The sequence below is a fragment of the Saccharopolyspora shandongensis genome (genome assembly GCF_900106995.1).
GTDB classification, from domain to species: Bacteria; Actinomycetota; Actinomycetes; order Mycobacteriales; family Pseudonocardiaceae; genus Saccharopolyspora; species Saccharopolyspora shandongensis.
Map to the genome: position 1 here is coordinate 81827 of NZ_FNOK01000008.1, position 26624 is coordinate 108450.

Sequence of the window (26624 nt, forward strand, 5' to 3'; positions counted from 1 at the left end):
GCTCGTCAGCGGCGGGTCAGGACCCACCACGCTTGCACCGCCGCGTAGGCGAGGATCACCGCGCCGACCGCGCTGGTGATGTGCACGCCGAAGGTGAAGGCCTGCGCCGCCGACTCGCGCAGCGCGATGCCCTGCTCCACCGGCAGCTCGGCCGCCGCCGACAGCGCGCCGCCCAGCGTGTCCCGCACGGTGTCCACTATGGATGCTGGGACGTCGGTGACGTCGACGCGGCCGCGGTAGGCCGCGGTCAGCACGCTGCCGAGGATCGCCGTGCCCATCGCGGCGCCCAGCTCGTAGCCGGTCTCCGAGATCGCCGAGGCCGCGCCCGCGTTCTCCGGGGCGACGCTGTTCATGATGGTGTCGTTGGTCGCCGTCTCGGTGATACCCGCGCCGAGGCCGACCACCATGAACGCCACGACCACCAGCCAGGTGCCGCCCTCCGCGGGCAGCAGCACCATCAGCAGGTAGCCGAACGCGGTCGCCAGTATCGCCGCGCCCAGCAGCTCGGCCAGCCGGATCTTGCGGATCAGCCGGACCGCCACCAGCGACCCGAGCACCGACAGCGCGATGCCCGGCAGCAGCGCGAGACCCGCGCGCAGCGGGCTCATGCCCAGCACGAGTTGCAGGTACTGGGTCATGAAGAACAGCCCGCCGACCATCACGAACACCGCCAGCAGGTTGCTGGTGACCGCGACGCTGAAGCGCGGGTTGCGGAACAGCTCCAGGTCCAGCATCGGGGCGTCCAGCCTGCGCTGCCTGCGCACGAACGCGTAGCCGGCGATCGCCGCGATCGCCACCGCGGGCAGCGCCAGGGCGCCGCCGCCGGCGAACTCCTTGATGCCCAGGACCAGCGCCAGCATCGCCAGCAGCGACAGGCCCGCGCTGGCCAGGTCGTAGCGGCCGGGCACCGGGTTGCGCGACTCCGGGATCACCAGCGGGCCGACGATCAGCAGCAGGACCATCACCGGCAGGTTGATCAGGAACACCGAGCCCCACCAGAAGTGCTCCAGCAGCAGCCCGCCGAGCAGCGGGCCGAAGGCGGAGCCGCCGGCGAAGGTCGCGGTCCAGGCCGCGATCGCGGTGGTCCTGGCGCGCGGGTCGGTGAAGATGTTGCGGATCAGCGACAGCGTCGAGGGCATCAGCGTCGCGCCGGCGATGCCCAGCAGCGCGCGGGCCGCGATGAGCAGCTCGGCGGTGGGTGCGAAGGCCGCCAGCGCGGAGGCCAGGCCGAAGCCGGTCGCGCCGATCAGCAGCAGCCTGCGGCGGCCGATCCGGTCGCCGAGCGTACCCATCGTCACCAGCAGGCCGGCCAGCATCAGCGAGTAGATGTCGACGATCCACAGCAATTGCCCGCCGGTGGGCCGCAGCTCCTCGCTGATGTGCGGGAGGGCGAAGCTCAGCACCGTGTTGTCGACCGAGATCAACAACACCGGGAGCAGGAGGGCGCCCAGCGCCGTCCACTGCTTGCGGGAAATCTGGGGCGAATTCAGCTTTAACATTCTCTACTCGTTTCGACTGTACCGTCTGGACGGTATAGTAACCGTCCGGACGGTACAGTGCCACCCATGGCAGCCACCAGCACCCGAGACCGCATCCTCGACGCGCTCCAGCGGATCCTGATCCGCCAGGGCACCGCGGCGGTGACCCTCGAATCGGTCGCCGCCGAGGCGGGCGTGTCCAAGGGCGGCCTGCTCTACCACTTCCGCTCCAAGCAGGCGATGTTCCAGGGGCTGACGCGGCGGATCGACGAGGACGCCGAGGCCGAATTCGTCCAGGCCACCCGGGAAGGCGTGGACGTCGTCCGGTACTTCCTGCAGACCTCGCTGCCCGCGTCGGACGAGGAGGCGGCGCTCTACTGGTCGGTGATCGCGGCCCTGCGCAGCGGCGAAGGTCTCACCGACGACGGCACCGAGGTGCTGGCCAGGGTCTTCAACCGCTGGTCCGAACTGCTCACCGACTACATCGGCGACCCGGTGCTGGCCGAGACCGTCCGCCTGGTCGGCGACGGCCTCTACCTGAGCGCGCTGTCCGGCCTGCCGCACCCCGACCCGGACCTGCTGCGCCGGGTCTTCGACCGGATCTTCGAACAGGTCGCGGCGGCGCGCGGAGCCTGATCTCCGCCATTCCCGGGAAGAAGCCTTTTCGGTATGTCGCTCAGAACTTGGCGAGTGTTACCCATTTCGTATACAGAAGATCGTACCGCTGAGTAAGATCCGCCTCGACCAATTGGGCTCGTCGGGAATTCCATGCGGGGGTCGCACGGTGTGGACGCAGCGGGATCAGATCCAGGCATACCGGTTTCTCCGCCGACGGCTGGTATCCGCGCTCGTCTCCGCCGACGCCAACCATCCGGTCGCGCCCGCCAAGCGGGTCGTCCTCGGCACGGCGCTCGGCCTGGCGGTCGCGCTCCTGGTGGGTGCCGTGTTCGGCGTCATCGGCCTGCTCGCCCCGACGCGCGCGGAGGCGTGGCGCCAGGGCGGCCAGGTGATCATCGAGAAGGAGACCGGAACACGGTTCGTCCTCGGGCAGGACGGCCTGCTGCACCCGGCGCTCAACTACGCCTCGGCGCGGCTGCTCGCGGGCGGCGACGGCGGCAAAACCGTGACGGTGTCCGCGAAAGCGCTGACCGGCGCGCCCCGCGGCGGCGCGGTCGGCATCGCGGGCGCGCCTGATTCGTTGCCGGGCGGCGATCGCCTGCTGACCGGCTCCTGGACCGCGTGCACCCGCGTCGCGCCCGACCGGCCCAGCGGCGAGGCCCCGATCACCACCGTCCTGTTAGGACCGAGCGGCGCGGGCGCGGAACTCCGCGATGGGCAGGCGTTGCTGGCCAGCCTGCCCTCCGGCGAGCGCTTCCTGGTGACCGGCGGGCACCGGTACCGGCTGGGCGGTGAGCGCGCCGTCGTCGCGCTCGGCTACGCGGCGGCCGAGGAGGTCCCGGTGGCGCCCGCGTGGCTGAACACCCTTCCGGCTGGCCGGGATCTGGCCACCATCGCCGTGCCGGACGCGGGCAAGCCCGGCATCCGGGTCGGCGCCGAGACCCGCCCGGTCGGGCAGGTGCTGGTGTCCGAGGTCGGCGAGTACTACCTGGTGCGGCGCGACGGCCTGGCCGTCATCACCGAGACCGAGGCGGACCTGCTGCTCGGCGCGCCGGAGAACACCGCCGCCTACCCCGGCGAGCGCCCGCACCGGGTGGAGGTCGCCACCGCCGACATCGGCGGCGTGCCGCGATCGCCGGAACGCCAGGACGGCTACCCCGACCGGCGGCCGGAGCCCGTCAAGCCCGGCCGGGCGCCGACGGTGTGCGCCACCGGCGAGCGGGTCACGGTCGGCCAGGCGCTTCCCTTGCGGGGCGGGGAAAAAGTCGTGCCGGTGACAGCGCCCACCGCGGACACCGCCGCGGAGGTGTACGTGCCCGGCGGGTCCGGCGCGGTCGTCGCCGAGGAACCGGCCCCGGGCGTGCCCGCCGGGGCGGTGTACCTGATCACCGATGCGGGCATGAAGTACCCGATCCCGGGCGACGAGGCGATTTCCGCGCTCGGTTACGGAAGCCGGCCGACGCGCGGCGTGCCCGCGTCGGTGCTCGCGCTGTTCCCGACCGGCGCCGTGCTCGATCCGGCATTGGCCGGGCAGGTGTTCCCGGGCTGATGGGATCGGCGGAACGCGGGCTCGTCCGGCTGGGACTCCGCTACGCCGTGTGGCTGCGCTTCGTCGTGATCGCCGTGGCGAGCGGGGCCTCGCTGGTGCTGGAGAACGAGCGGAAACCCGGCTGGGCCATCTTCATCGTCCTGGCGCTCAACGCGTGGAACGCGTGGTACGCCGCCCGGATGTCCCGCTCTGCCGCGCGCTGGCCGGTCGCCGTCGACGTGCTGGTGATGTGCGCGATCTGCCTCACCCAGGTCTGGACGACGCCCACCGCGCCCAGCCCCGAGGGCACCAGCTGGGTCCGGGTCGCCGCGGCGATCACCGTGGTCGCCTATCCCTGGCAGCTCGGCGCGGGCGCGCTGGGCGCGGCGACCGCCGCGATCACCGCCGCGCACCTGGCCGGGACGGCGCTCTCGCTGCCCGAGCACTGGATGACGGCCGCGCCGATCCACCTGTGGATGTTCATGGAAGCCGGCCTGTCCTGGGGCCTCTACCTGCTGGTCCGCCGCGGCGCCCGGACCGCCGACCAGATCGTCGCCCGCGGCGAGCGGCTGCGCCGGCGGGCGGCGGTCGCCGAGGCGCGGCGCACCGACGAGCGCGAACACCTCGCGGCCCTGCACGACACCGCGTCGGCCACGCTGCTGATGGTCGGCGCCGGGGTGGTGGCCGAGCGACAGACCTGGCTCGCGGAGCAGGCGAAGCGGGACCTGGAGGTGATCCGCGGCCGGTCCGAGGTGTCCGGCGGCGAGGCCGATCTCGTCGGCATGCTGCGGGAAACCATCACCAGGACGCCGCTGCGGGTCCGGCTGACCGCGCCCGACGAGCTGGTGGTGCCCTCGGTGGAAGCGGTCGCCCTCTGCCACGGCACGCGGGAAGCGCTGACCAACGTCGTCCGGCACGCCGGGGTCGACCGCGCCGACGTGGCCGTCGCGCCGCACGGCGACAGCGTCGTCGTGGAGGTCGTGGACGCCGGGCGCGGCTTCGACCCGGACCGGATCTCCGGCCACCGCTACGGCGTGACCGGCTCGCTCGTGGAGCGGATGCGGCGGACGGGCGGGAGCGCGGAGGTGATCAGCAGCCCCGGCGGCGGAACCCGGGTGCGGATGACGTGCCCGCTCGGGGCGGCGGAGGACGCCGGGGGCGACGCCGAGATCATCGCCACGAAGTTCCTGCAGGGCATGCAGTGGGCCGTGGTGGTGATGAACCTCGTCATCCTGTGCCTGCTCGACCTGCCGAAGCTGCTGGCGAACCTGGACGGCTACCGCTCCACGCCCACCCAGTTCCTCGCCTTCGCCGGGTTCCTCGCGGTGACCCTGATCGTGCTGGTCAGCCTGCGTCGGCAGCGGCCGATCGGCCGGTGGCGCTGGCCGTTGCTGGCGCTGGTGTTCGCGTTGTCCGCCGCCGGGACCGCGTCGGTGCAGCCCGAGCACCTGCTCGGCTTCGCGCACTGGTCCGAAGGGGACGCCGGTTGGACGGTGGCGCTGCTCCTGCTCGACTGCCGCGTCCCGACCTTCGCCCTGACGCTCATCGCCCACTACGTGATGACCTTCGCGCAGGTCGGGTTCGCCGGGAACGCCGCGATCTCGTTCTCCGACGCGGTGAACGCGACCGTGCTGATCCTCAGCTACCAGACCGCGGTCGGTTTGATCGCCGCGGTGCTGCGCGGGCTCGCGGTGTCCTCGGCCCGGGCTGCCAGGGAGGAGGAGCAGCTGCGGACCGCCGAGGAAGTGGCGCGGCAGCTGCACCAGGACCGCAAGAACCGCTACGCCGACCTGGAAGGCACGACCGTCCCGCTGCTCGACGGCCTGGGCTCGGGCGCCCTCGACCCCGGCGACGTGTCGGTCCGCCGGAGGTGCTCGGTGGAGGCGGCGAAGATGCGCCGCCTGTTCGCCGAGGACGCCTCCACCCCGGACCCGCTGCTGCACGAGCTCCGGGCCTGCATAGAACTGGCCGAGCGGCAAGGGGTTTCGGTGCGCTTCGCCGAGTACGGCAAGCGCCCGGCGATTCCCCGGGAGGTGCGGCGCAGGCTCACCGAGCCCGCGGTCACCGCACTGGCCACCGCCACCGGCACGGTGCGGGTGACGGTGGCCGGCTCCGGCGACACCGTCACGGTCAGCCTGGTGGCCGCCGCCGTCGAGCCAGTGCTCGCCGAACCCCGGTCCGACGGCGACGTGGTCACCTCGACCGTGGTGGACGGCGGCCGGATCTGGGTCGAGGCGAAGTGGAGCCGCCCGACATGACGTCCTCCCCCGCCCGCCGGGGCGGGATTCCCAAGAACGACACGACATTGCGCAGCGGAGGTCGAAGTTGATCACGGTCGTGGTGGTAGACGATCATCCTGCGGTGGTCGCCGGTGTGCGGGCCTGGTGCTCGTTGGCCGACCCGCCGATCAAGGTGCTCGATTCGGGCCCGGCGGTGTCGGTCGCGTGGCTGGATCCCGGTGCCACCGCCGACGTGGTGATCTTCGACCTGCAGCTGGACATCACCGGCCCCGCCTACGGCGACCTCAAGCGGCTGGTGGACGCCGGCCGCCCGGTGGTGATCTACAGCATGCGGGCCGACCGGGAAACCGTGTTGACCTGCCTGGACATCGGCGCCTTCACGTACCTGACGAAGGCGGAGGGCGAGGACCACCTGGTCGCCGCAGTGCAGGCCGCGGCGACCAACACGCCGTACCTGCCGCCGTCGCTGTCCGGCGCGTTCGGCACCGACGACCGGCCGAACCGGCCCCGGCTGTCGCCCCGGGAGACCGAGGTGCTGCTGGAGTGGTTCCACTGCGAGTCGAAGGAAATGGTGGCGCGGCGGCTCAACCTGACGGTGCACCGGGTCAACTCCTGCCTGGAGCGGGTGCGCATCAAGTACGCCAACGTCGGCCGGGAGGCCCCGACCAAGGCCGCGCTGGTCGCCCGCGCGATCCAGGACGGCCTGGTGCGCGCCGACGAACTCTGATCGCTCGTGGCGCTCGTCAGCGGGCCGTTCCTGTCGGCATGCCCGGATACCTTCCCCGATCGTGACGGACATCCACTACCTGACCGGCGACACGACCAACCCCCGCGCCGAGGGCCCCAAGGTCATCGCCCACATCTGCAACGACCGCGGCGGATGGGGCAGGGGATTCGTCCTGGCGATCTCCCGGCGCTGGCCGGAGCCCGAAGCCGCCTACCGCCGCTGGCACCACGACCGGGCTTCCAACGACTTCGAGCTCGGGGCGACCCAACTCGTCCAGGTCGCACCCGACACCTGGATCGCCAACATGGTCGGCCAGCACGGCATCAGCACCAGCCGCAGCTCCGGCCCTCCCATCCGCTACGACGCGGTGCGCCAATGCCTGCGACACCTCGCCGCGCACGCCGCGCGCCTCGCCGCGAGCGTCCACCTGCCCCGCATCGGCACCGGCCTGGCCGGAGCCCGCTGGGACCGCATCGAACCGCTCATCACGGGCGAGCTCACCGGCCACGGCATCCCCGTCACCGTCTACGACCTGCCACGAGCACGAGCCGACCGCGACGACCATCCGGGGCGACCGACACGCAGACGCCCGGCAGCCAGGAACCGCTGACGGACGGGCTGCCCGGAAATGGGGTACGAACGGCCCCCACCGCGCGCGAGCGGACCTCGCTAACGTCCTCCGCGGAGATCGAATCGGGAGGAATCGGTGGAGACCAAGCGGATTCGAGTCGGGGTGGTGGAGGACCACCCGCTGTACCGCGCGGCGGTGGCCCGGATGCTCGCCGACGCACCGGACGTCGAAGTGGACGCGGTCGCCGAATCGGTCGCGCAGTTCGCGGCCCGCAGCCGGTGCGCCGGGAGCATCGTCGTGCTCGACCTCGGGCTGCCCGGGGTGCGGGGCGCGGCGGCCGTGATGGAGCTCGTGCGCCGCGGCCACCCGGTGCTGGTCGTCTCGGCGATGGCCGACCGCACCGAGGTGGTCGGTGCGATGCTGGCCGGGGCCCGGGGCTTCCTCTGCAAGGACGCCGAGGGCGAGGAGATCCTGGCGGCGATCCGGGAGATCGCGGCCGGGCGCAACCACGTCGCCCCGAAGCTGGCGGCGGTCGTGCTGGACACCTCGCGGGAGCACAACGCCGGCGCGCGCATCGAGCTCTCGCACCGCGAGGCCGAGGTGCTGAGCAGGCTCGCCGCCGGCGAACGGGACCAGGACATCGCGATGGGCCTGCGCATCAGCATCCGCACGGTCCGGTCCTACTTGGACCGGATCAGGGACAAGACGGGACTGCGGCGGCGTCCCGCGCTCACCGCCTACGCGATCGAGAACGGCTTCGTCACCTGCCCGGCGCCCGACCGGATGCCGGCCTGAGAACTCGTTCGGAACGTGGTGGCGCGGCAACTTCGAAGCGGCGCGGCCGCGCCGCCACGCAAGGTGAGCCTGGAAACAGGCCTGACGTCGGGAGAAGCGCGTGATGATCCTCGCGTCCACGATCTGCTTGATGGCGATGCTGGCCGTCAGCGTCCGGCTCGCGCACCACGCCGGGTACCGGCGCGGGCGAAGGCGCGAGCGGGTCGTCGTGAACCGGTACCTGCACGACACCGTCCTGCCGACGCTGGAAGCGATCGCGCTGGCCGCCCCGTCGGATGCGGCCGCCGCGCCGGCCAGGCTCGCCGAGCTTCGTCAGGCCGCCAAGGAGCAGGCGGCGTTGGTGCGGCGGGACATGATGGCCCGCACCGAGGCGGGGCGCGCGCGGCTCGAACCCGATCTGGTTGCGCTGGCGGCGGATCTGGCGCGCCACCGGCTGCACGCCGAACTGATCCGGGAGGACGTGGACGACACGCTCCCGGCCCATCGGCGCACCGCGATGCGCGACGCCGTCCGGGAAGCGCTGCGGAACACGCAGAAGCACAGCGGAACCGATCGCGCCGTCGTGCGCGTCGAGGAGCGCGACCGCGGGATCGCGGTGGTCGTCCGCGATCACGGGAGCGGCTTCGACATGGCGGGCAGGGACGCCGGATTCGGCATCAGGGAGTCGATTTCGGCCAGGATGGCGGAGGTCGGCGGCTCCGCCCGCGTCGAATCCCGCCCCGGCTGGGGAACCCGGGTCACGCTGTGGGTTCCGCAGTCATGACGCGCCGGGCACCGCTGGCCGCGGCGGCCTGCGCGGCGCTCGGGGCCGGCCTGCTCATCGGCGTGCCTCCCGCCTCCGCGCAGTGCGCCGCTCCCGCCGGCGTGTACCGGGAGGCGATGGGGTGGGCGCAGCGGCTCACCGACGCATCGGGGACCTGGCCGGTCGCCGACGGAACCGGGCAGCTGCTCGCGGTCGTCGGCACCGGGATCGACGCGGCCAACGACCAGTTCGGGCCGGGGCAGGTGGTGCCGGGCTCCGACCTCGGGGACTGCGACGGGCGCGGCACCTTCGCCGCGGGCATCGTCGGGGCGCGGCCCGACCCGGCGACGGCTTTCGCGGGCATGGCGCCGGGCGCCCGCCTGCTCGGGATCCGGTACACCGAAACCCGCTCCGGCGGCGGCGATCCCGATCCGGACGCGCTGGCCGGCGCGATCCGGCGGGCCACCGACGCGGGCGCCACGGTGATCCTGGTCGCCGTGCCAGCGCCGCGCACGAGCCCGGCGCTGGAGGACGCGGTGCGGGATGCCTTGACCGGCAACGCGCTGGTCGTGTCGCCGGCGGTGGGCGACAAGCCCGGAACGCGGTCCTACCCGACCGGCCTGCCCGGCGTCGTGGCGGTCGGCGCGCTCGACCCGTCCGGCGCGGCGGTGCAGGACGAATCGGGTCCGCACCTCTCGATCGCCGCCCCAGGCGCGGACCTGACCGGCCTCTCGGCCGGTGCTCGCGGCGGCCTCGGGCACCGCTGGGGCGTGGATGGCCCGGCGTTCTCGGCGGCGTACGTCGCGGGCGCGGCGGTGCTGGTGCGCTCCTACCGGCCGGAGCTGAGCGCCGAGCAGGTCGCCGAGCGGCTCGCCCGCACTGCCAGCCACCCGCCGAACGGGCACGACCCCCGGCTGGGGTGGGGCGTGCTGAACGTCGGGGCCGCCGTGGCCGCGGAGCTGCCCGACGATCCTTCCGCGCTTCGGCTCCCGGACGCCCCGGCGCCTCCGGTGGCGACCGTGCGTCCGGCCGCGGGCCCGGCACCGCTGCCCGACCACGCACCGCTACCGGGCTGGCTCGCGCTGCTGGGCGTCGCGGCCGCCGCGCTCGCCGTCGTCGCTCGAACGACTGTCCGGCTCGGCAAGGCCCGAGGCTGGCGCCCGGGCTCCCGATCCCGCGACCGCAGCTCCTGAGCTGAACCTCCTGGAACCGACCGGATCAGTGTTTTCGCTGTTCACAGGGCCGGGTTGCGTGGGCGAAGAGCCATTCGTCGCCCTACGGCTCCGAGGGTCGCAAGCGCTCCAGGGGTTCGCGATCGAGCCGGCCGTCGACCGAGCACCTGCTCACCGGTCTTGGTCTTGGTCTTGGTCTTGGTCTTGGTCTTGGTCTGACTCTTCGCGAGGTATGGGCCACCCGTGAAACGGCGGTTCCAGGGTCCCGTCGAGCAAGGCTGCGAGGTCGCGGCGCAGCTCCCTCTCCGAGTCGTACGCAACAGTCACCTCGGATCGCCCCTGCACGCGGAAAGTGACCCGCCAGGTGTCCTTGGGCGTCCGCTCGATCCGCATCAGAAGTTCGTGCCCAGTCCTCCAGCGGATGACTGTCCCGTTCACAGCGCGCCGCTCCCCTGCTCGTACGGGCTTCACGTTATGCGTTGCGACGGTCGCGCGGTAGGGTCCTTCGCCTGGCAGGCCCGGAGCCGCTGCCCCTGCAGGCAGCCACCCGCCGAGGAGCTCCCCACGCCGCCCTCTCACTCACCCACGGCTGGGCTTGAGGGGCGATGTCGTTGCCCGGGGGCACAATGCGGGGCATGTCCCAGTCATCCCCGCACCGGCACCACGCCATCGACTACGTGGAGCTCGCGGTCACCGATCTCGAAGCCGCCAAGCGCTTCTACGCCGAAGCGTTCGGCTGGCGGTTCAACGACTACGGCCCGGCTTACGCCGGCATCCGGGCCTCGCAGGACGAATCCGCACCCGAGGTCGGCGGCCTGCGCACCGACCAGGAGGTCCGGACGGGCGGGCCGCTGGTGCTGCTCTACTCGGCCGACCTGGACCGGTCCGCGGCGGCCGTGCAGGAGGCCGGCGGCCGGGTGGTGAACGGGCCGTACGAGTTCCCCGGCGGGCGCCGGTTCCACTTCACCGACCCGAGCGGGAACGAACTCGGCGTCTGGGCGGAGGCGTAGCGGGGTCGTGCGCGGCGGTGGCCGCTCGAACGACCACCGCCGCTCACGACCGGGGCGCGACGGGACGTGGAACGGCCGCTGAGCGACGGGGGTTTTACGCTCAGCGGCCGGGATCCAGGGTTCGTCCACAGTGGTCAGTTGGTCACAGCGCGGACTGCCGTTCCCTGATGGTGCCGTGGACGACGTCGTTGATGTCGCGCCAGGACGGGGAGCCCGGGTCCAGGACGCTGCTGTGCGAGGACACGTCCGGGACGAACCAGCCGTCCGAGTCGTGGCTGGACGGCAGCGGCGTCACACCGGGGAAGTCGTCCGGGTCGGGCCCGTGGACGTGGCCCTGCGCCCACTGGATCGGATCGTGCTCCAGCGTGACCGAGTACCGGGCCGTCGGGTACGGGTTGGTCAGCTCCGTCACGCCCTCGCCCATCCCCGCCGAGGCCACGTGGACCACGTTGTCCGCGCGCATGCCCGCCGCGTCGGCCAGGCCGACGATCGCCCCGCCGTAGCTGTGCCCGATCACGGTGACCTGGGCGCCCTCCCCCAGCCTGGGGCGCAGTTCGTCGTTGACGAACTCCGCCAGCCGCGGCGCCATCTCCCGCGACGGGCCCGCGGAGCTCGCCTCGGGCAGGCCCTGCGGGAAGTCTCCGTTCATCCACAGCACCGACGCCGTCCGGCCGGTCGGGTCGGCGCCGGCGTAGCTGCCCACCCGGTCCGCGTAGCGCGGGAAGTCCTCCAGCCCGGTGTTCATGCCGGGCACCAGGACGGCCACCGACCGGGTGTCGGAGTCGAGCCGGCCGATCAGCCCCACGATCCGCCCGTCACCCGCCGGGTCGAACTGGATGATCTGCGTGTTGCTGTTGAGGATCTCGTCGTACGCCGCGATCTTCTCCCGGAGGTGCCGGAGCTCCGGCTCTCGGTCCCCCGGGCCCGGCTGGGCCTCCAGCTCCTTCAGCTCCGCGCCGGCCACCGCCCGCGCGGCCTCGATCTGGGCCCGGTTGGCGGCGTTCAGGTCGGCGACCGAGCCACCGGACGGGCCGTCGGCCAGTACCGGGACGACCAGGTCCGGGTTTAGCCGCCGGATCTTGGCGGCCTGCTCGGCGTCCCAGCGGCGCACCGCGACGTTCGACGCCGCGATCCCGTCGATGATCCCGGTCAGCCTGCTGGACGCCGCTTGCAGGCTGCGCTCGTTCAGCTGGATGTTGCCGGAATGGCCGGTCTGGGCCGCCTGCGAGCCGGACACGTTCGCGAACGCGGACGTCACCAGCGTGCGCGCGGTGAGGTTGCGGCGGGCTTCACCGAGCACCGCCACTTGGTCGGGCAACGCCTGCGCAGCGGTGTCGAGCGCGGCGTGGTTCACCGCGAACCGCGCCGCCGAGGTCTGCTCGGAACGGTCCATTCTGCTGGCTCCTCACGGGAAATCCGGACGACCGCTCAGGTCGCGAGGGTCGGCGGGGTGATGTCGTCGAGCAGGGCGCGCTGCGCCTGCTGCGCGCGGGTGGCGCGCTCGTCGTGCTGCCGGATCATCCGCGCCGCCCAATCGAGGTCGTCGCGGAACTTCTGGTCGCGGTCCAGGGCCTTGCTGGTGGCCTCGCAGCTGCTGGTGATGTTCGACCGGTGCGCGCCCGCCGCCGCGGCCGATGCCTGCACCCGGCCGAAGGCGTTCTGCGACGCGGCGCCGTGCCTCAGCGCCTGCGAGGTGTTCAGCAGCGGATTCCTGGTCCCCTCGACCAGTTTCGCCACCGCGTCGAAGAACTTCGGGACCTCGGCGCGGAAACCGCCCGGGTTGCTGGCGGACGCGCCGCTGCTCGCCGAGTTCTGCGCGCGGCCCTGCCGGACCGCGTCCCGCGCCCGGCCGAGGAACTCCCGGTACTGGCCGCCGGTGTAGGTCGACCACTGGTCCCACCCGTGCGCCTGCTGGATCGCGTAGGCGTTGCGCGCGTTCGTCGCCGGGTCGGCGTTCGCCGCCTCATTCCGGTGCCGCTGGTCGAAGGCGTTGCCATGACCGGGATTCACCGACCGGATCTGCCAGAGCCCGACCGACGGGCCGTACACCTCGTTCTGCAGGGACACGTCGCCGATCGCCCCGGGGTTCCCGCGCGACTCCGCGAGCGCGACGGCGACCGCGATCCGCAGGTCCTCGCCGGTGAAGCCGGCGTTCGCGGCGTGCTCCGCGATCTGCTGGTCGGTGAGCGTTGGCATATTCCTCTCCTCTTGCGGGTCCTTCCGGGATGCGGCGGCAGCCGCATGCGCTGAGGGCTCGGCTTCGGGTTCGCAGGGGCCGCTGAGAACCCGAAGCCGCGTACCGACCAGGAATCCCGCAGTCCGGACGGCGTCTGAGATTCCGCCAGCCGCAAGCCTTTTGAAGAACCTCCGTCAGAACGAGCGCTGGTCGGGTGGTTCGGCGCCGAGAACGGAGGGGGTGATGACCGAGGACTCGCCCCAGACCTCCTCGGTCTCCACCAGCCACGGCGGGATGCGGCGCGCTCCGGACATGTCCTGTCCTCCTGGCGCGAACGGCATCATCGGCATCATCGGCATGCCGCCGGCGCCGCTACCCGCCGCGTTGACCGCTCCCGCCGCGGCACCCAGCACCCCCGCGGCTCCCATCGCGTTCGGCGCCGCAGCGAGGCCGCTCAGCCCGGCCGCCGCCGTCGGGGCGGGCACGGCCGCTCCGCCGCCGAGCGATGCCCCGCCGCCGAGTCCGGGCATCCCGCCGCGCGGCATGCCGACCGGCTTGGCTTCGTCCTTCTCCTTGTCCGCGGGGTCTTTCGGCTTCCCCCACTCCGGGACCTTCGGCGGCCGGAAGCCGCCGAGCCGTCCCATCCCGGCAGCCGACGCCGCGGCCAGCCCGGCGGTGAACATGTTGCCGAACAGCGGCGTGCGCGGCTCCGCGCCGGGCTCCGGCTCGGGCTGCTCCTGCCCCGGCTCGGGTTCCCCTGTCCCACCGCCGGATCCGTCGTGGCTACCGGTGCCGCCGCCCTCCCCGGCGCCGTCACCGGGCACCGGCGCGTCCGGCACCTCGGTCTGATCCGCCAGCGGCATCCCCTGGTCCGCCGCGCGGTACTTGCCGCCGAGCTCGGTCATCACGGTGATCGCCTTGGCGTGCGCGGCATCCGCGGCCGCCGTCGCCTGTTGGTGTTCCTGCACCGCCTTCGCCGCATCGGCCTGCCGCTGGCGCAGCTGGGCCACGGCCGCCGGCGAGGCCGACTGATCGACCTCCAGCGGAGTGGTGGCCAGCCGCGCGGTCTCCGCGGGCAGGTCCGCGACCTCGACCGCGGGCGGCATCTCGGCGCGGGCCTTGGCCAGCGCGTCGGCCGAGTCGTGCACCCGGTCGCGGATGGCGAACGCCGCGTCGCCGATCCGGCGGAGCCCGCCGGAGAGGTCGTTGATCATCACCCGGTACTGCTCGGAGGCGCCGCCCCGCCACTGGTCCTGGAACTTCGCGAGCTTGGCCTCCAGGTTTCCGGCCTGCTCGTGCAGCGCGGCTCCGACGCTGTCCCAGGAATCCGCGGCCGGACGCACCGATGAGTCGTCGCCGCGTTGCAGCATCGCGTAGAGCTGCCCGTGGCTGTAGGCGGAGAAGTTCGTCGGTTCCCGCATCTCGCTCACGCCTTCCCCACGCCGGGCAGGCCGACCGACTGCACGGCCGCGCCGAGCGCGGACAGCGACGCGGTGACCTGGTCGTCGTGCTGCTCGTACGCGGAGAGCACGGTTCCGGTTATCTTCTCGGCGAAGTCGATCGCCTCCCGGGCACGGCTCACCAGGCTGCGCATCTCCGCCATCGCCAGGAAGTGGTTCTCCCACAGCGAATGCGCCTCGCCGAACTCGCCGAGCCGCAGCTCGCGCTCGGTGAGCGAGTCGAGCTGCCCGGCCGGCCGGTCCATCCCGGACAGCTGGGTGGCGAGTTCACCGGCGAACTCCACCAGCGACTGCAGGTGGACCGCGAACGACTCGTTGCTGGACATGGACATCCCTTTCCGCACATCGATGCGACCGCGCACTGCCGACGTCGCCCCGCTCCGGGATCGCGCACTCCCCTGTCCCACGACCCCGGAGCGGGGCCCTGCCCGCCCGAAAGCTGTTCTACAAGCGGCGTAGCCGCTTGCGGTGCGGGACTCAGCTCGCACCGCCGCGGGTTCTCAGATGCCTTCTCGCGAGGACAGCCCCAGCGTGGCGTATTGGAGGGGATCCCGGAGTCGAGAAGGCATCTGAGGTTCCGCTACTCGCACCGCTACGCAAACCACATTCGAAGCGTCCCGCTATGCGCCCTGCTGGAACTTGCCGGCCAGGGCCGAGTCTAGGGCCGCGCCGTCCATCGCCGAACGACTCAGCAGCGAGCCGAGGTTGTTGATGATCTGCGTCATCTCGCCCAGCGCACCGCGGAGGTTGGCCTCGGCGATGCGCGCGTCGGAACCCGACTGGCTGCCGGACTGGTACCACGTCTCCCGCACCGGGCCCAGCGCCGTGTCCAGCTCCCCGAGCGCGTTGCCGATCGCGCCGGAGTACCGGACCAGCGCGCCGCCCGCGTTGTCCACCGCGCCGAAGTTCATCGCGACGGTGTCACTCGACGGTCCACCCGCGTAGATCATGTCTATTCCCTCCCGGACTGGTCCGTGCGCGTCAGCCGTTGAGGCCGGCGATGATGCCGCCCGAGTGCACGGCCGCGGTCGTCTGGTTGATCTGCGTGCTCTGCTGCTCGGAGAAGCCCGCGTGCTGGTTCATGACCTCGTTGAACTTCGTCGCGATGACCGTCAACGCCTGCTGCGCGCGCTGGATCTTGTCGTTGAGCAGCATCTTGTTCTGGTCGAAGGCCAGCCGGGCCGCGCCGTTGAAGTTCTGCGTCGCGCCGACCAGACCCTCCACCTCCGCGTTGAGCTTGGCCATCATCTCGCGGATCCGCGTAGCCGTGTCGTCGAAGTCGCCGGCCGCCTTGGTCATGATCGCCCGGTCGACGACGACACCCTGGGGTGTGCTCATGTGTCTCGCCTGCTTCCTTTCTCATTGATCTAAGTTGATCTTTAGTTGGATGTTTCGCTCTCCGTCTATTGGCTGGAGTCCGGGATCGGCAGTCTGATCCGGTCGGCGATCGGTCCGTTGCTGCACGATGCTTTTCACCCGCTGGTACGGGGTGTGCGGGGTGATGTCGGGGTCACCCACTCTGTGCAGGACGTTGATCGCTGCCGCGTGGTCTGCCTGCCACACCACCCCGCACCGTGTGCAGTGAAGCCGCTCCCCACTACGGCGCCCGAAGACGCCGCAGCAGGGGGCGACTTGTGAGGTGTAGGCCGCGTTGACCAGCGTGAGCGCAGAACCTCTGCGCTCCGACACACTCGCGAGCGCCTCGGCGGTGACTCCCTTGGTCCACGCCGCCAAGCGCCGGTTGACATTCCGACCGCGCTTGTTCCGCGCGGTGAACGTTCTGGTGAGGTCCTCAGCCGCGATCAACGCGGCTTTGTCGACGACAGCATGCACTGCACGAAACGTGGTGGCACGCACCGTCTGCTGCCAGCGGGACGAACGCCGGTCCCGCTTGATGGTGCCGAGGTTGTTGCGGACGATCCGGTCGGCTTTGGCGTGATCACCGGCTTCGCGTGCTTTCTCCGCTACCGACCGGATCTTCGCCCGCCTCGCGTTCTTCGTCTTCCGGTAGTCCGACTCGCAGGTCAGCAGTACACCGAGTCCGGTGCCGTGGTGCTGTCCGTCGGAGTCGGTGAGGACTTCGGTGTAGCCCTTGTCCACACCGATCTCGCGATCACCGGCCGGATGCGCCGACGACTTCATAACAGAGGCATCGATCTGGTAATGCACCTCAACCCGGCCAGCACGCAGGATCAGCCGCAGCGTCCCGGACGGTGCCACCGTCGTGTTCAGCGGAATCCGCACCAGCTGGCGACGCTGCAAACCAGGCACCGCAAGCCAGACATCGCCTTTTTCGGCCAGAGTGAACGTGCGGTACTGGTCCGATCGAACTACGATCTGGTTGTGGGTGCGGTTGCGGCCACGCTTCCACTGCTTACGCATCTGCCGCGACAGAAACGGATCCTCGGTCCACGCGTCGCGTTTGAGCGCGGTGTACATCCGCTTCCGCTCTGCCTGATCCAAGGTCCGCTGGTGGATGGCCTTGCGTACGACTGCTTTCGCGGAGGCCCGGTTCGCGGCGATGTCCGCAACCGCGTCCCGAACCGTCTCTTTCCACGCATTCGCCAACACACCGAACAACTCGGCCGTACCATCCGCCATCCAGGTGTCGCGAATCTGTCGATCGGACAGTCCTGCGCCGTTGACCGAGCCGTAGCGCTGCCACACCTCACCACGGACGCGCCCCAACCTGCGAGCCTGCTCCGCAAGCAGCTCGAACTTTCCGGCATTGAGGCCCTGCGAGTACGCAATCCTGGTCACCTTCACAAGGCCGTCCAGGTGAAGTATCGCTGCCCGGGTCGACCACACTGGACAGTGGCGGGCCTCTCTCGTTCCGATCGCCGCGCAGTGCTGACCGAACGGGCTACCTTCTGCGCGAAGTCGCCAATGCCGGGCATACTGACCATTATGGCCAATCACGGTCAAGGGTGAACGAGAGACATGCACTAGATCCCACCTCCTTTCGTCTGCAGACATTAACGACGTTCAGCGCGGTCGCCCACGGCAGAACTCACGTCTTCGCCGACGGCACTTTTGCCCGCATCGAACGGAGTCCAGGCCACCTGGACCAGTTCGTGCCCGGCGCGGCGGCGCACCAGGACCCCGCGCCCGGGCGGCTGCTTGCGCGGCCGGACGTCGCCGAGCAGTGCGCCTTCGTCCCGGCTGCCCGACATCACCAGGCCCGGCGAGCCGAGCTCCCTGATGCGCTGGATCACCGGGTCGAACATGGCACGCGCCGCGCCGCCGCTGCCGCGCGCGAGCACCAGGTGCAGGCCGATGTCGCGGGCGTGCGGCAGGAGGTCCAGCAGCGGTAGCAGCGGGTGCGAGACCTTGCCGGGCGAGGCGACCAGCTCGTAGTCGTCGATGAGCAGGAACAGCTCGCGGCCCTGCCACCAGTCGCGGCGGCGGAGCTGTTCGGGCGTGATGTCCGGTCCCGGCAGGCGTTCTCGCATGGCCTGGGCGACCTGGGCGACGACGTCGTCGAGCACCGGCTCGGAACCGGCGTAGCTGAGCAGGTGCTCCTCGGCGACCGCGCCGAGGAGCCCGCGCCGGTAGTCCACCGCGATGATCCGCGCCTCGGCGGGCGTGTAACGGCCGGCGATGCCGCGCGCGATGGTGCGCAGCAGCGCGGTTTTCCCGCTCTCCACGTCCGCGAACGCGATGAAGTGCGGTTCCTTGTCGAAGTCGAGGAACACCGGCCGGAGGTCGGATTCCGCCACGCCCAGCGGGATCGCGCGGCCGGGCGGCGCGCCGAGCCGGTCGACGGTGATCTCGCGCGGCAGCAGCCGCACGCGCGGTGCGGGCGGGCCCGGCCAGGCCCGGGAAACCCGGGCGACGAGCTCGGCGGTGCCCGTGCCCAGCGTTTCGGTGCGCTGATCACCGTCCACTCTGGGCAGTGCGCCCAGCATGTGGAGCCGTTCCGGCGTGATGCCCCGGCCGGGCGCTCCGGCGGGCACGTTCTGCGCGGCGCGGCGATCGATCATCGAGTCGCTCGGGTCGCCGAGCCGCAGTTCGACGCGGGTGCCCATGCTGTCGCGCAGCGGCGTCGGCATGCCCAGCCACCAGGTGGCGGAGATGATCACGTGGATGCCGAAGCCGAGCCCCCGGGTGGCGAGCTTGACCAGCGGGTCCTCCAGGGAGGAGAACTCCTGGCGCACCGTCGCCCAGTCGTCGACGACGACGAAGACGTCGCCGAACTCGCGTTGTCCGCCGGTGCTTTCGGTGAACTCCGCGCGGCGCTGCCGGAAGGTCTGGATGGAATCGATGCCGTTCTCGGCGAAGAACGCCTCCCGCTGGTCCAGCAGGGTCGTGGCCTCCGCGACGATGCGCCGGCAGCGCTCCTCGTCCCGCCGCAGCGCGTGGCCGCTGACGTGCGGCAGCCCGGCGATCGAGCCGAGCGCGCCGCCGCCCATGTCCAGCAGGAAGAACTGCACCTGCGCCGGCGTGTGGGTGAGCGCGAGCGAGGCGATCATGCCGCGCAGGAAGGTGCTCTTGCCGCTCTGCGGCGCGCCGATGAGCAGGAGGTTGCCCGCCGCGCCGGAGAAGTCCACCCACAGCTCGTCGCGGCGCTGCTCGAAGGGCTTGTCCACGGTGGCCACCGGGACGGCCAGGTCGGCGGTCCAGCCCCGCGGGCGCAGGCCGCGCTCCGGGTCGAGCTCCAGCGGCGGCAGGAGCTGGTCGAGGGTCGGCGGCTCGTCCAGCGGCGGGAGCCAGATCGGGTGCGCGGCCGGGCCCTTGCCTATGAGCCTGGACACCATCGCACCCATGATCGTCTCGCCGGTGCTCTCCCCCTGTTCCGGCGCCGCGGGCGGCTCGGGCACCGGCTCCGGATCCACGATCTTGTTCAGCCCGAAAGGGATCACCCGCCGCCCCGGAGCCAACGTCGGTGCGGCACCGGCGGCGCGGGGCGCGAGTTCTCCGGAGACGTAGGCGGCCTTGAGCCGCCGCAGCGTGTCGGTGTCGCTCTTCAGGTAGGCCGAGCCCGGCACGGCCGGCAGGTGGTAGGCGTCGGGCACGCCGAGCACGGTCCGGCTCTCCGATGCCGAGAAGGTGCGCAGCCCGATCCGGTAGGACAGGTGCGCGTCCAGCCCGCGCAAGCGGCCCTCTTCAAGCCGCTGCGACGCCAGCAGCAGGTGCACCGACAGGCTCCGGCCGAGCCTGCCGATCATCACGAACAGGTCGATGAACTCCGGCCTGCTGGACAGCAGCTCGCTGAACTCGTCGATGATCACCAGCAGCGCGGGCAGCGGCGCGAGGTCGGCGCCCGATTCGCGGGCCTGCTCGTAGTCCCGCACCGATGCGTAGTTGCCCGCGGCGCGCAGCAACTCCTGGCGGCGCACCAGTTCCCCGTTGATCGCGTCGGCCATCCGGTCGACCAGGGCCAGGTCGTCGGAGAGGTTGGTGATCACCGCGCAGGTGTGCGGCAGCTCGCTCATCCCGGCGAACGTCGCCCCGCCCTTGAAGTCGATGAGCGCCAGGTTCACCGCCTCCGACGAGTGCGTCACGGCGAGCCCGGTGACCAGGGTGCGCAGCAGCTCGCTCTTGCCGGAGCCGGTCGCGCCGATCACCAGCCCGTGCGGGCCCATCCCGCTCTCGGCGGACTCCTTGAGGTCCAGTTCGACCGGCAGGCCGTCGGGATCGAGCCCGAGCGGGACGCGCAGCCGCTCGCGGGCGGTGCGGGGGCGCCAGGTCACCGCCGGGTCGGTGTCGCGCGGATCGCCGATGCCGAGCAGGTCGGCGAGCCCGAAGGTGGTGGACATCGGCGTCTCGCCGCCGGTGGTGCCCGGGGAGTGCCACGGGGCCATCGACCTGGCCAGCGTCTCGGCGGCGGTGGTGCTCAACCGGTCCGGCTCGCCGATGTAGCGGAAGCCGACCTCGTCGTCGCGGCCGACCAGCATGCCCATGAAACCGTCGGAGACGTGCAGGAACAGGGCGTTCGCCCGCGGTTCGGCGGGCGGCAGCTCGGACAGCTCGATCACGGTGAGGCCCTGCCGCTCGGCGTCCGGCGGCACCCGGCCGCCGTCGGCGATCACCACGACGTGCGGCCGGTCGGCGTCGGCCTGCCTGCCGAAGGCCGCGCGCTCGCCGAAGTCGTCGCCGAGCAGCTCCGCGAGCGCGCCCATGTCACCGGCCGCCAGCCGGGCCGGCCCCGCCGCGTCGGGATCGGCGTCGTCCTGGGCGTGCGGCAGCCACTTCACCCAGTCCCAGTCGGCCCACCGCCGCGGCCCCAGGCACAGCCCGATCCGCAGGTCGTTCGGGGACTGGAAGGTGACGGCCTGGGCGAGCACCGCGCGCACCAGCTCGATGGCCTCGTCGCGCTGCCCGCTGACGACGATCCGGGCGTAGCCGCGCAGCGCGATGGCCACCGGCAGGTCGGCCACCGTCGAGTAGGTGCGGATGAAATGCCGCAGCGCGGTGGAGGAAACCGGGTCCAGGTCCTCCAGCGGCGCGGTCTGCGGGGCGCGCAGCGGGGTGGCCAGCTGCTGGGGTCCGCGGCCGATGCGCACCTGCCCGAAGTGCGGGTCGCGCCTGCGCCGCTCCCAGCGCCGCGGGGTCGGCACGAGGGTCCACAGGTCCTCCGGTTCGGGCTGGGCGAACATCAGCGCGGCGCGCTGCGCCTCGGCGGTCTCGCGCACCTGCTTGCGCAGCCCGGCGAGGTAGCGCTGGTAGTCGCGGCGCTCCTCGTTGATCTTCGCCTTGGTGGACTGCCGCCCGCCGGCCAGCGACATCGTGATCATGCCGATCATCACGACCAGGAACAGCCCGCCGAAGAGGTAGGTCATCGGGCCGCCGGAACGTCCGATGTAGACGAACGACATGGCGCCCATGCCCAGCATCATCGGCACCATGAACAGCAGCTGCATCCAGGACTGGCCGCCCTTGACCAGGCTGGGCGGCGCCTGCAGCACGATCTCGCCGACGTGCTGCTCCGGCGCGCGCCCCGGGCGCAGCGCTGGTTGGGTCCGCATCGATCTACTCCCCGGGCTCGGAACGCGTGCCGGTCCCGAGTGTGGTCATCTCCGCCGCTGCGCAGGTGGGTACTTTTGCCGTCCACCTCAGATCACGGCGGACCTACGCTCGCGGAGAATGGAGGTGCGGGATGGACACCAGTCAGGTCACCGCGATCATCAGGGCGGGGCTGTCGTTGCTGGCCCAGACGATCAGCGACGTCACCGGCGACCCGGGAGAGCTGCGGTCCAAGGCGCGGGACTGCGCGCAGTGCGCCGAGCAGGTCGGGGCCGCCGCGTCCGCGACCGGGCAGATCGTGACCCAGCTGGGCGAGACCTGGAACGGCCGGGGCTACGACGCCTGCCGGCAGACTTCCGACAACTTCGTCGACCAGCTCAACAACGCCCTGAAGGTGGCGCTGGAGAAGGAGAGCCAGCGGCTCACCGCCGCCTCGGACGCGCTGGTGAAGGCGCGCAATACCGCGCAGGAGCAGAAGAAGAGCTTCTTCGAGACGGCGATGGACATCGTCCAGCGGATGATGGACGCCATCAGGGCGGCGCACTCGATGTCCTCGCCGTGGCGCGAGGCGGCCATCGCGCTGGCCATCATGAACGCGGTCGTGCAGGCATTCCAGGCGAAGTCCAAGGCCGAGTCGGACGCCGAGCAGACCAGGAACGAGCTCAGCCAGACACTGTCCACCTTGTTCGCCGACAGCGGCGCCCCCGCCGCGGTGGCCGCCTGATTCGAACGGGACATCACCGATGAACGCGCTGCACGCCCACCAGGGCCAGGACGGCCCGCCGGAGCTCGCCGAGCTGATGCGGCGGCTGCAGGACCAGCAGGCGGAGATCGACCGGGTCCGGCAGGACGTCGACGCCACCCTCGTCTCCGGCTGCTCCCGGGACAACGAGGTGACCGTCACCGTGCGGGGAACCGGCAGGTTCACCGAGGTCTCGATCGACCCCGAGGCGCTGCGCCGGTACGACGCCCGCGACATCGGCGCGATCGTGGTGGAAGCCGCCAACGACGCGCTGGACCGGCTGGCGCAGCACGCGGCGCAGCGGCTCGCGCCGGCGCTCGACGCCGCCGGCGAGTGGCCGTGATGTCCACTCCGCGCCGGGTGACCGTGGTGGCCCCGGGCTCCAGGATCGATGTCGCGCTGCCGTTGGAGTGCACGGTGGCGGAGCTGATCCCGCAGCTCGTCAGGCTCACCGGGGTGCCGAGCCGCCCGGAGCAGCACCCCGGCTGGGTGCTCGCCCGCATCGGCGGCGTGGCGCTGGCGCCCGGCCTCACGGTGTCGGCGACCTTGGTGCAGGACGGCGAGATCCTCTGCCTGAACCCCCGTCCCAGGCAGGAGATCCCGCTCGTCTTCGACGACACCGTCGACGCGATCGCCGGTGCCGCGCAGACCCGCTCCGGGCCGTGGCGGCCGAGGGCCGGGCGGAACCTGAGCCTCTTCGCCGCCGTGGCGTTGTTCGTCGGTGCCACCGTTTTCGCGGTCTCGGCGCTCGCCGGCGGCCTGGCGGCACCGATCGGCTGCGCGGTGATCGCCGTGGCGCTGGCGGTTGTGGGCGGCGCCCTGTCCCGGGCCCGGGGCGACCTGGATTCCGGGAGCGCGACCGCGGGCGCGGGCGTGGTCGCGGCGCTGCTGGCGGGGATCACGGCCCTGCCGCCGCACCAGCCCTGGCCTATCGAGGTGGGATCGTTCGCCGCGGGCCTGGGCGCGGTGACGCTGTACGCGACGGCGGCGGCGATGCTGGTGCACCGGTTCACCGTGTTCGCGCCGATCGTCGCGGCTTCGGCGCTCGGCGCGCTGATCACCGCGAGCGTGCCGCTGTTCGACCTGCCGGGCACCTCGGTCGCGGCGGTCTCGGTGGCGCTGACGGCCGCGATCACCGCCGCCGCACCGATGATCGCGCTGCGCCTGGCCAGGCTGCCGATGCCCCGGGTGCCCGCGGACATGGACTCGTTCCGGGCCGACGAACAGCCCACGCTCGACTCGTCGGTGCTCGGCCCGACGACGACCGCGACCGACATCCTCACCGGCCTGGTCACGGCGCTCGGGCTGGTGACGGCCGGCGGCTGCCTCGTGCTGCTCGGCGACCCGTCACCGTGGGCGGCGGTGCTGGTGGCGCTCGCGGCCACCGCGTGGCTGCTGCGCTCGCGCTCCTACGCGGGCACCGCTCAGCGAGTGGCGGTGATCGTCATCGGCCTGCTCCTGCTGATCGGCCTGAGCGCGAGACTGCTGTCCACACTGGACCACTACTGGACGCTCGCGGTCGCCGCGTTCGCCGTCGTGGCGGGAGCGGGCTGCCTGCACTACGCCGCGCGGAACCCGGCGAGCCTGCCGTCCCCGCTCCGCGCCCGCTGGCTGGACATCCTCGAATACGTGGTGCTGATCGCGCTGATCCCCACGGCGGCGGCGGTCCTGGACCTCTACAACACGATCCGCGACGCGGTCGGCTGAACCCCGGCCCTCATCCGATCTTGGTGAGGGTGACCCGCATGGAGGGCTTGTAGGTCGTTCCGTCGTCGGTGCGCTCGTGCAGGACGGTCTGGACGCGGTGGTCGGCGCCGAACTCCACCGTGGCACGGGTGGTTTCGCCCTGGTAGGTCCACGTGTCGCCGCGCGCGACCAGACTGCTTACGACCACATTTCCCGTGCTGTCGAAGAAGTGCGACGTGTAGTTCCCGTTCGCCTCGTCGTAGCCGATGATCTCGGTGCCGCCGACGCCGGTCTCGCCGATGCGCCCGTATGCCGTGTGGAGGAGGGAGAACCTGCCGGGAGCCCACTCGTACACGTCGGAGGTCGTGATCGCCGGCCCGGCGGTGCCGTCATCGTTGATCACGTGGCCTTCGTTGATCCACCTGCCCACCCAGGCGCCGAGCGCGTCGTGCTGCGGGCCGCGCGTCCGCCCCGGCCCGCCGGCGTGCTCCGCGCCTCGGTTGACCGCCACTACTCGCATCGTCGTTTGCTCAGTCATGTCTGCTCCTTGCGGTTTCCCAGGCGGCGGCCTGCCCGAACGGGCCCTCCCCGCGAGGGGATCGTGATATTTTCCCCGCGATCTGCAACAGGGGGTTCTGCGGAATGGCACACGAGTTCGTCGAGATCGACACGTCCGTGCCGCACTCGGCGCGGATGTGGAACTACTGGCTCGGCGGCAAGGACAACTACGCCGTCGACCGCGCGGCCGGCGACGACTTCCGGGCCCTGTTCCCCGGAATCGACTTCGCGGCGCGCGCCGGGCGGGCGTTCTTGGCGCGCGCCGTGCGGCACCTGGTCGTCGAGGCCGGGGTGCGCCAGTTCCTGGACATCGGCACCGGCCTGCCCACCGCCGACAACACCCACGAGATCGCGCAGCGGCACGCCCCCGAGTGCCGGATCGTCTACGTCGACAACGATCCGCTGGTGCTGGCCCACGCCCGGGCGCTGCTGACCGGCACCCGCGAAGGCGCCACCGACTACATCCACGCCGACATCCGCGACCCGGAGACCATCCTGGCGCGCGCCACCGACACGCTGGATCTGGACCGACCGGTCGCGCTGGTGTTGTTCGGCATCCTGGGCCTGGTCCCGGACGAGGACGATCCGTGGTCCCTGGTCCGCCGGCTGATGGAGGCGCTGCCGCCGGGCAGCTACCTCGCGCTGTTCGACAGCCCGGACACCGATCCGGCGCTGCTGGCCGCCCGCCGCAAGCAGGCCGCCACGGGAGCGATCCCCTACCACAGCCGGAGGCCCGAGCAGATCGCCGCGTACTTCAGCGGCCTGGAGTTCCTCGAACCGGGGCTGGTGCCCTGCACCCGCTGGCGGCCCGACGAGCCACCGGTCGATTCCCCGGCCGACCTGTCCACGCTCGGCGGCATCGGCCGGAAGCCCTGACCGTCCGGCGGCGTCAGCACGCGTACCGCCAGAAGTCCCGCATCCACTCGGGCGGGACCGGGCCGTCCATCCCGACCTGGGCGTACAGGACGGCCACCGCGCCGGTGGACGGGATGATGTGCGCCGAGGTCCCGGTCCCGCCGACCCAGCCGTAGCGCCCCGGCACGTTCCACGGGTCGATGGCGGCGACGTCGACCGAGCCGCCGAAGCCCCAGCCCTGGCCCTCCAGGAACGCCTCGCCGGTCTCGCGCTGTGCCGCCGTGGTGTGGTCGGTGGTCATCATGCGCACCGAATCGGCCGACAGCAGCCGACGGCCGTCGGCGGTGGTGCCGCCGGCCAGCAGCATCCGGCCGAAGGCGAGCCAGTCGTCGACGGTCCCGACCAGCCCGCCGGAACCCAGCGGGAAAGCGGGCGGGGTGCTCCACTGCCCGTCGGGGCCGTCGGCGAGCTCCAGCCCGGCGGCGCCGCTCCGGTAGTAGCTGGTGAACCGCGCCCGCTTCGCGGCGGGCACCACGAACCCGGAGTCGATCATGCCCAGCGGCGCGAACACCCGCTCCGCCAGGAAGTCCGGCAGTGAACGGCCGGAGACGCGAGCGATCAGCACGCCCTGCAGGGCCGAGCACGTGTCGTACAGCCACGCCTCGCCCGGCTGGTGCAGCAGCGGAACCCGGGACAGCTCGGCCATCCACTCGTCCGTCGCCGGGAAGCTCTGCGGCTCGCGACCATCCCGCTGCACCGAGAACAGGCGCTGGACCGCAGGCAGCTCGAAGTCGGATGCGAAGCCGTAGCCCGCCGTGGAGCTGAGCAGGTCGAACACCGTGATCGGCCGCGCCGCAGGCACCACGTCGTCCACCTCGCTGCCGGGCGTGCGGACGACGGACGGCTCCGCCAGTTCCGGCAGCCACTCCCGGACCGGGTCGTCCAGCGCGATCCGGCCCTCCTCGACCAGCATCAGCACCGCCGCGGCGACGACGGTCTTGGTGACCGAGGCGATGCGGAAGATCGAGTTCCGGGCCATCGGTGCGCCCCCGACGGCGAGGGAGCCGACGGCGGCCACCTCGACCCGGTCGCCGCGAGCCACCAGGCCCACCGCCCCCGGCACCGATCCATCGTCGACGTGCTTCCGCAAGATGTCGTGCAGGCCGGTCATGATCCGCCTTCCGCGTTGAGGTCCACCAGGTAGACGACCGAGGCCACCGGAACTCATCGCTCGAGCGACCGTCCGATCCGGACCGCCCGACCGCCGGAGTGGCATGGAGGCGCTGCACCCGGCGACCAC

At 71.9% G+C, this 26624-nt stretch carries 24 protein-coding genes; 13 read left to right on the top strand and 11 right to left on the bottom strand.

Annotated features, from left to right (window positions below; translation table 11 throughout):
* Positions 1-5: 5 nt before the first annotated feature.
* Positions 6-1499, bottom strand: a complete 1494-nt coding sequence (locus tag BLW84_RS11000; protein WP_093264551.1) for an MFS transporter — start codon at positions 1497-1499, stop codon at positions 6-8.
* 66 nt (positions 1500-1565) lie between these two features.
* Here BLW84_RS11000 and BLW84_RS11005 point away from each other — a divergent pair, with 66 nt between their 5' ends.
* The 9 genes from BLW84_RS11005 to BLW84_RS11050 all read left to right on the top strand — a co-directional run bounded on the left by BLW84_RS11005 (position 1566) and on the right by BLW84_RS11050 (position 10881).
* Positions 1566-2114 carry a TetR/AcrR family transcriptional regulator gene (locus BLW84_RS11005; protein WP_093264555.1) on the top strand — a complete coding sequence of 183 codons (549 nt, stop codon included), beginning with the start codon at positions 1566-1568 and terminating at the stop codon, positions 2112-2114.
* A 148-nt stretch (positions 2115-2262) separates the two neighbouring features.
* Positions 2263-3645, top strand: coding sequence for a type VII secretion protein EccB (gene eccB, locus BLW84_RS11010; RefSeq protein ID WP_093264557.1), 1383 nt, complete (start codon positions 2263-2265; stop codon positions 3643-3645).
* Positions 3645-5882 (top strand): sensor histidine kinase, encoded by a 2238-nt coding sequence (locus tag BLW84_RS11015; protein ID WP_093264559.1) that lies wholly within the window; start codon positions 3645-3647, stop codon positions 5880-5882. The genes eccB and BLW84_RS11015 overlap by 1 nt, the downstream gene beginning before the upstream one ends.
* A gap of 70 nt (positions 5883-5952) precedes the next feature.
* Entirely contained in the window at positions 5953-6591 is a 639-nt protein-coding gene (locus tag BLW84_RS11020) for a DNA-binding response regulator (protein WP_093264868.1), read from the top strand.
* A 61-nt stretch (positions 6592-6652) separates the two neighbouring features.
* The gene (locus BLW84_RS11025; protein ID WP_093264561.1) at positions 6653-7201 is read left to right on the top strand and encodes a macro domain-containing protein; all 549 of its coding nucleotides are present in this window, start codon (positions 6653-6655) and stop codon (positions 7199-7201) included.
* A gap of 96 nt (positions 7202-7297) precedes the next feature.
* A complete protein-coding gene (locus BLW84_RS11030; protein WP_245761070.1) occupies positions 7298-7957 on the top strand; it encodes a response regulator transcription factor in 660 nt (219 codons plus the stop codon).
* Positions 7958-8060: 103 nt separating this feature from the next.
* Positions 8061-8720 (top strand): sensor histidine kinase, encoded by a 660-nt coding sequence (locus tag BLW84_RS11035; protein WP_093264562.1) that lies wholly within the window; start codon positions 8061-8063, stop codon positions 8718-8720.
* Positions 8717-9892, top strand: coding sequence for a S8 family serine peptidase (locus tag BLW84_RS11040; RefSeq protein WP_093264565.1), 1176 nt, complete (start codon positions 8717-8719; stop codon positions 9890-9892). The genes BLW84_RS11035 and BLW84_RS11040 overlap by 4 nt, the downstream gene beginning before the upstream one ends.
* Before the next feature lie 614 nt (positions 9893-10506).
* On the top strand, positions 10507-10881 hold the full coding sequence (locus BLW84_RS11050; RefSeq protein WP_093264570.1) for a VOC family protein: 375 nt from the start codon (positions 10507-10509) through the stop codon (positions 10879-10881).
* A 142-nt stretch (positions 10882-11023) separates the two neighbouring features.
* On the opposite strand, the gene BLW84_RS11055 is transcribed toward BLW84_RS11050, so the two are convergent.
* The 8 genes from BLW84_RS11055 to eccCa form a co-directional block, all read right to left on the bottom strand.
* Complete coding sequence (locus BLW84_RS11055) at positions 11024-12274, bottom strand: alpha/beta hydrolase (protein ID WP_093264572.1); 1251 nt, start codon at positions 12272-12274, stop codon at positions 11024-11026.
* Between the two features lie 35 nt (positions 12275-12309).
* Positions 12310-13077, bottom strand: coding sequence for a transglycosylase SLT domain-containing protein (locus tag BLW84_RS11060; protein WP_093264575.1), 768 nt, complete (start codon positions 13075-13077; stop codon positions 12310-12312).
* A 174-nt stretch (positions 13078-13251) separates the two neighbouring features.
* The gene (locus BLW84_RS11065; RefSeq protein ID WP_093264871.1) at positions 13252-14478 is read right to left on the bottom strand and encodes a WXG100 family type VII secretion target; all 1227 of its coding nucleotides are present in this window, start codon (positions 14476-14478) and stop codon (positions 13252-13254) included.
* Positions 14479-14483: 5 nt separating this feature from the next.
* Positions 14484-14843 carry a hypothetical protein gene (locus BLW84_RS11070; RefSeq protein WP_143060918.1) on the bottom strand — a complete coding sequence of 120 codons (360 nt, stop codon included), beginning with the start codon at positions 14841-14843 and terminating at the stop codon, positions 14484-14486.
* Positions 14844-15137: 294 nt separating this feature from the next.
* The gene (locus BLW84_RS11075) at positions 15138-15467 is read right to left on the bottom strand and encodes a hypothetical protein (protein ID WP_093264581.1); all 330 of its coding nucleotides are present in this window, start codon (positions 15465-15467) and stop codon (positions 15138-15140) included.
* Positions 15468-15498: 31 nt separating this feature from the next.
* Positions 15499-15855, bottom strand: coding sequence for a WXG100 family type VII secretion target (locus BLW84_RS11080; RefSeq protein ID WP_093264584.1), 357 nt, complete (start codon positions 15853-15855; stop codon positions 15499-15501).
* A gap of 21 nt (positions 15856-15876) precedes the next feature.
* Positions 15877-17277, bottom strand: a complete 1401-nt coding sequence (locus BLW84_RS11085) for an RNA-guided endonuclease TnpB family protein (RefSeq protein WP_218157277.1) — start codon at positions 17275-17277, stop codon at positions 15877-15879.
* Positions 17278-17492: 215 nt separating this feature from the next.
* A complete protein-coding gene (gene eccCa, locus BLW84_RS11090; protein ID WP_093264586.1) occupies positions 17493-21485 on the bottom strand; it encodes a type VII secretion protein EccCa in 3993 nt (1330 codons plus the stop codon).
* Between the two features lie 131 nt (positions 21486-21616).
* Here eccCa and BLW84_RS11095 point away from each other — a divergent pair, with 131 nt between their 5' ends.
* From BLW84_RS11095 to eccD, 3 genes are read left to right on the top strand one after another with little or no spacing between them, the layout of a single operon-like run.
* Positions 21617-22207 carry a WXG100 family type VII secretion target gene (locus BLW84_RS11095; RefSeq protein ID WP_093264589.1) on the top strand — a complete coding sequence of 197 codons (591 nt, stop codon included), beginning with the start codon at positions 21617-21619 and terminating at the stop codon, positions 22205-22207.
* A 19-nt stretch (positions 22208-22226) separates the two neighbouring features.
* A complete protein-coding gene (locus BLW84_RS11100) occupies positions 22227-22568 on the top strand; it encodes a YbaB/EbfC family nucleoid-associated protein (RefSeq protein WP_093264591.1) in 342 nt (113 codons plus the stop codon).
* Positions 22568-23932: a type VII secretion integral membrane protein EccD gene (gene eccD, locus BLW84_RS11105; protein ID WP_143060919.1), complete on the top strand. Its 1365-nt coding sequence runs from the start codon at positions 22568-22570 to the stop codon at positions 23930-23932. The genes BLW84_RS11100 and eccD overlap by 1 nt, the downstream gene beginning before the upstream one ends.
* A 10-nt stretch (positions 23933-23942) precedes the next feature.
* On the opposite strand, the gene BLW84_RS11110 is transcribed toward eccD, so the two are convergent.
* Entirely contained in the window at positions 23943-24449 is a 507-nt protein-coding gene (locus tag BLW84_RS11110; RefSeq protein ID WP_093264596.1) for a DUF1579 family protein, read from the bottom strand.
* Positions 24450-24553: 104 nt separating this feature from the next.
* Between BLW84_RS11110 and BLW84_RS11115 the strand changes: the two genes are divergently transcribed.
* Entirely contained in the window at positions 24554-25345 is a 792-nt protein-coding gene (locus tag BLW84_RS11115; protein ID WP_093264599.1) for an SAM-dependent methyltransferase, read from the top strand.
* 13 nt (positions 25346-25358) lie between these two features.
* Here BLW84_RS11115 and BLW84_RS11120 read toward each other — a convergent pair whose 3' ends face one another.
* Positions 25359-26495 (bottom strand): serine hydrolase domain-containing protein, encoded by a 1137-nt coding sequence (locus BLW84_RS11120; protein WP_093264601.1) that lies wholly within the window; start codon positions 26493-26495, stop codon positions 25359-25361.
* Positions 26496-26624: the final 129 nt, after the last annotated feature.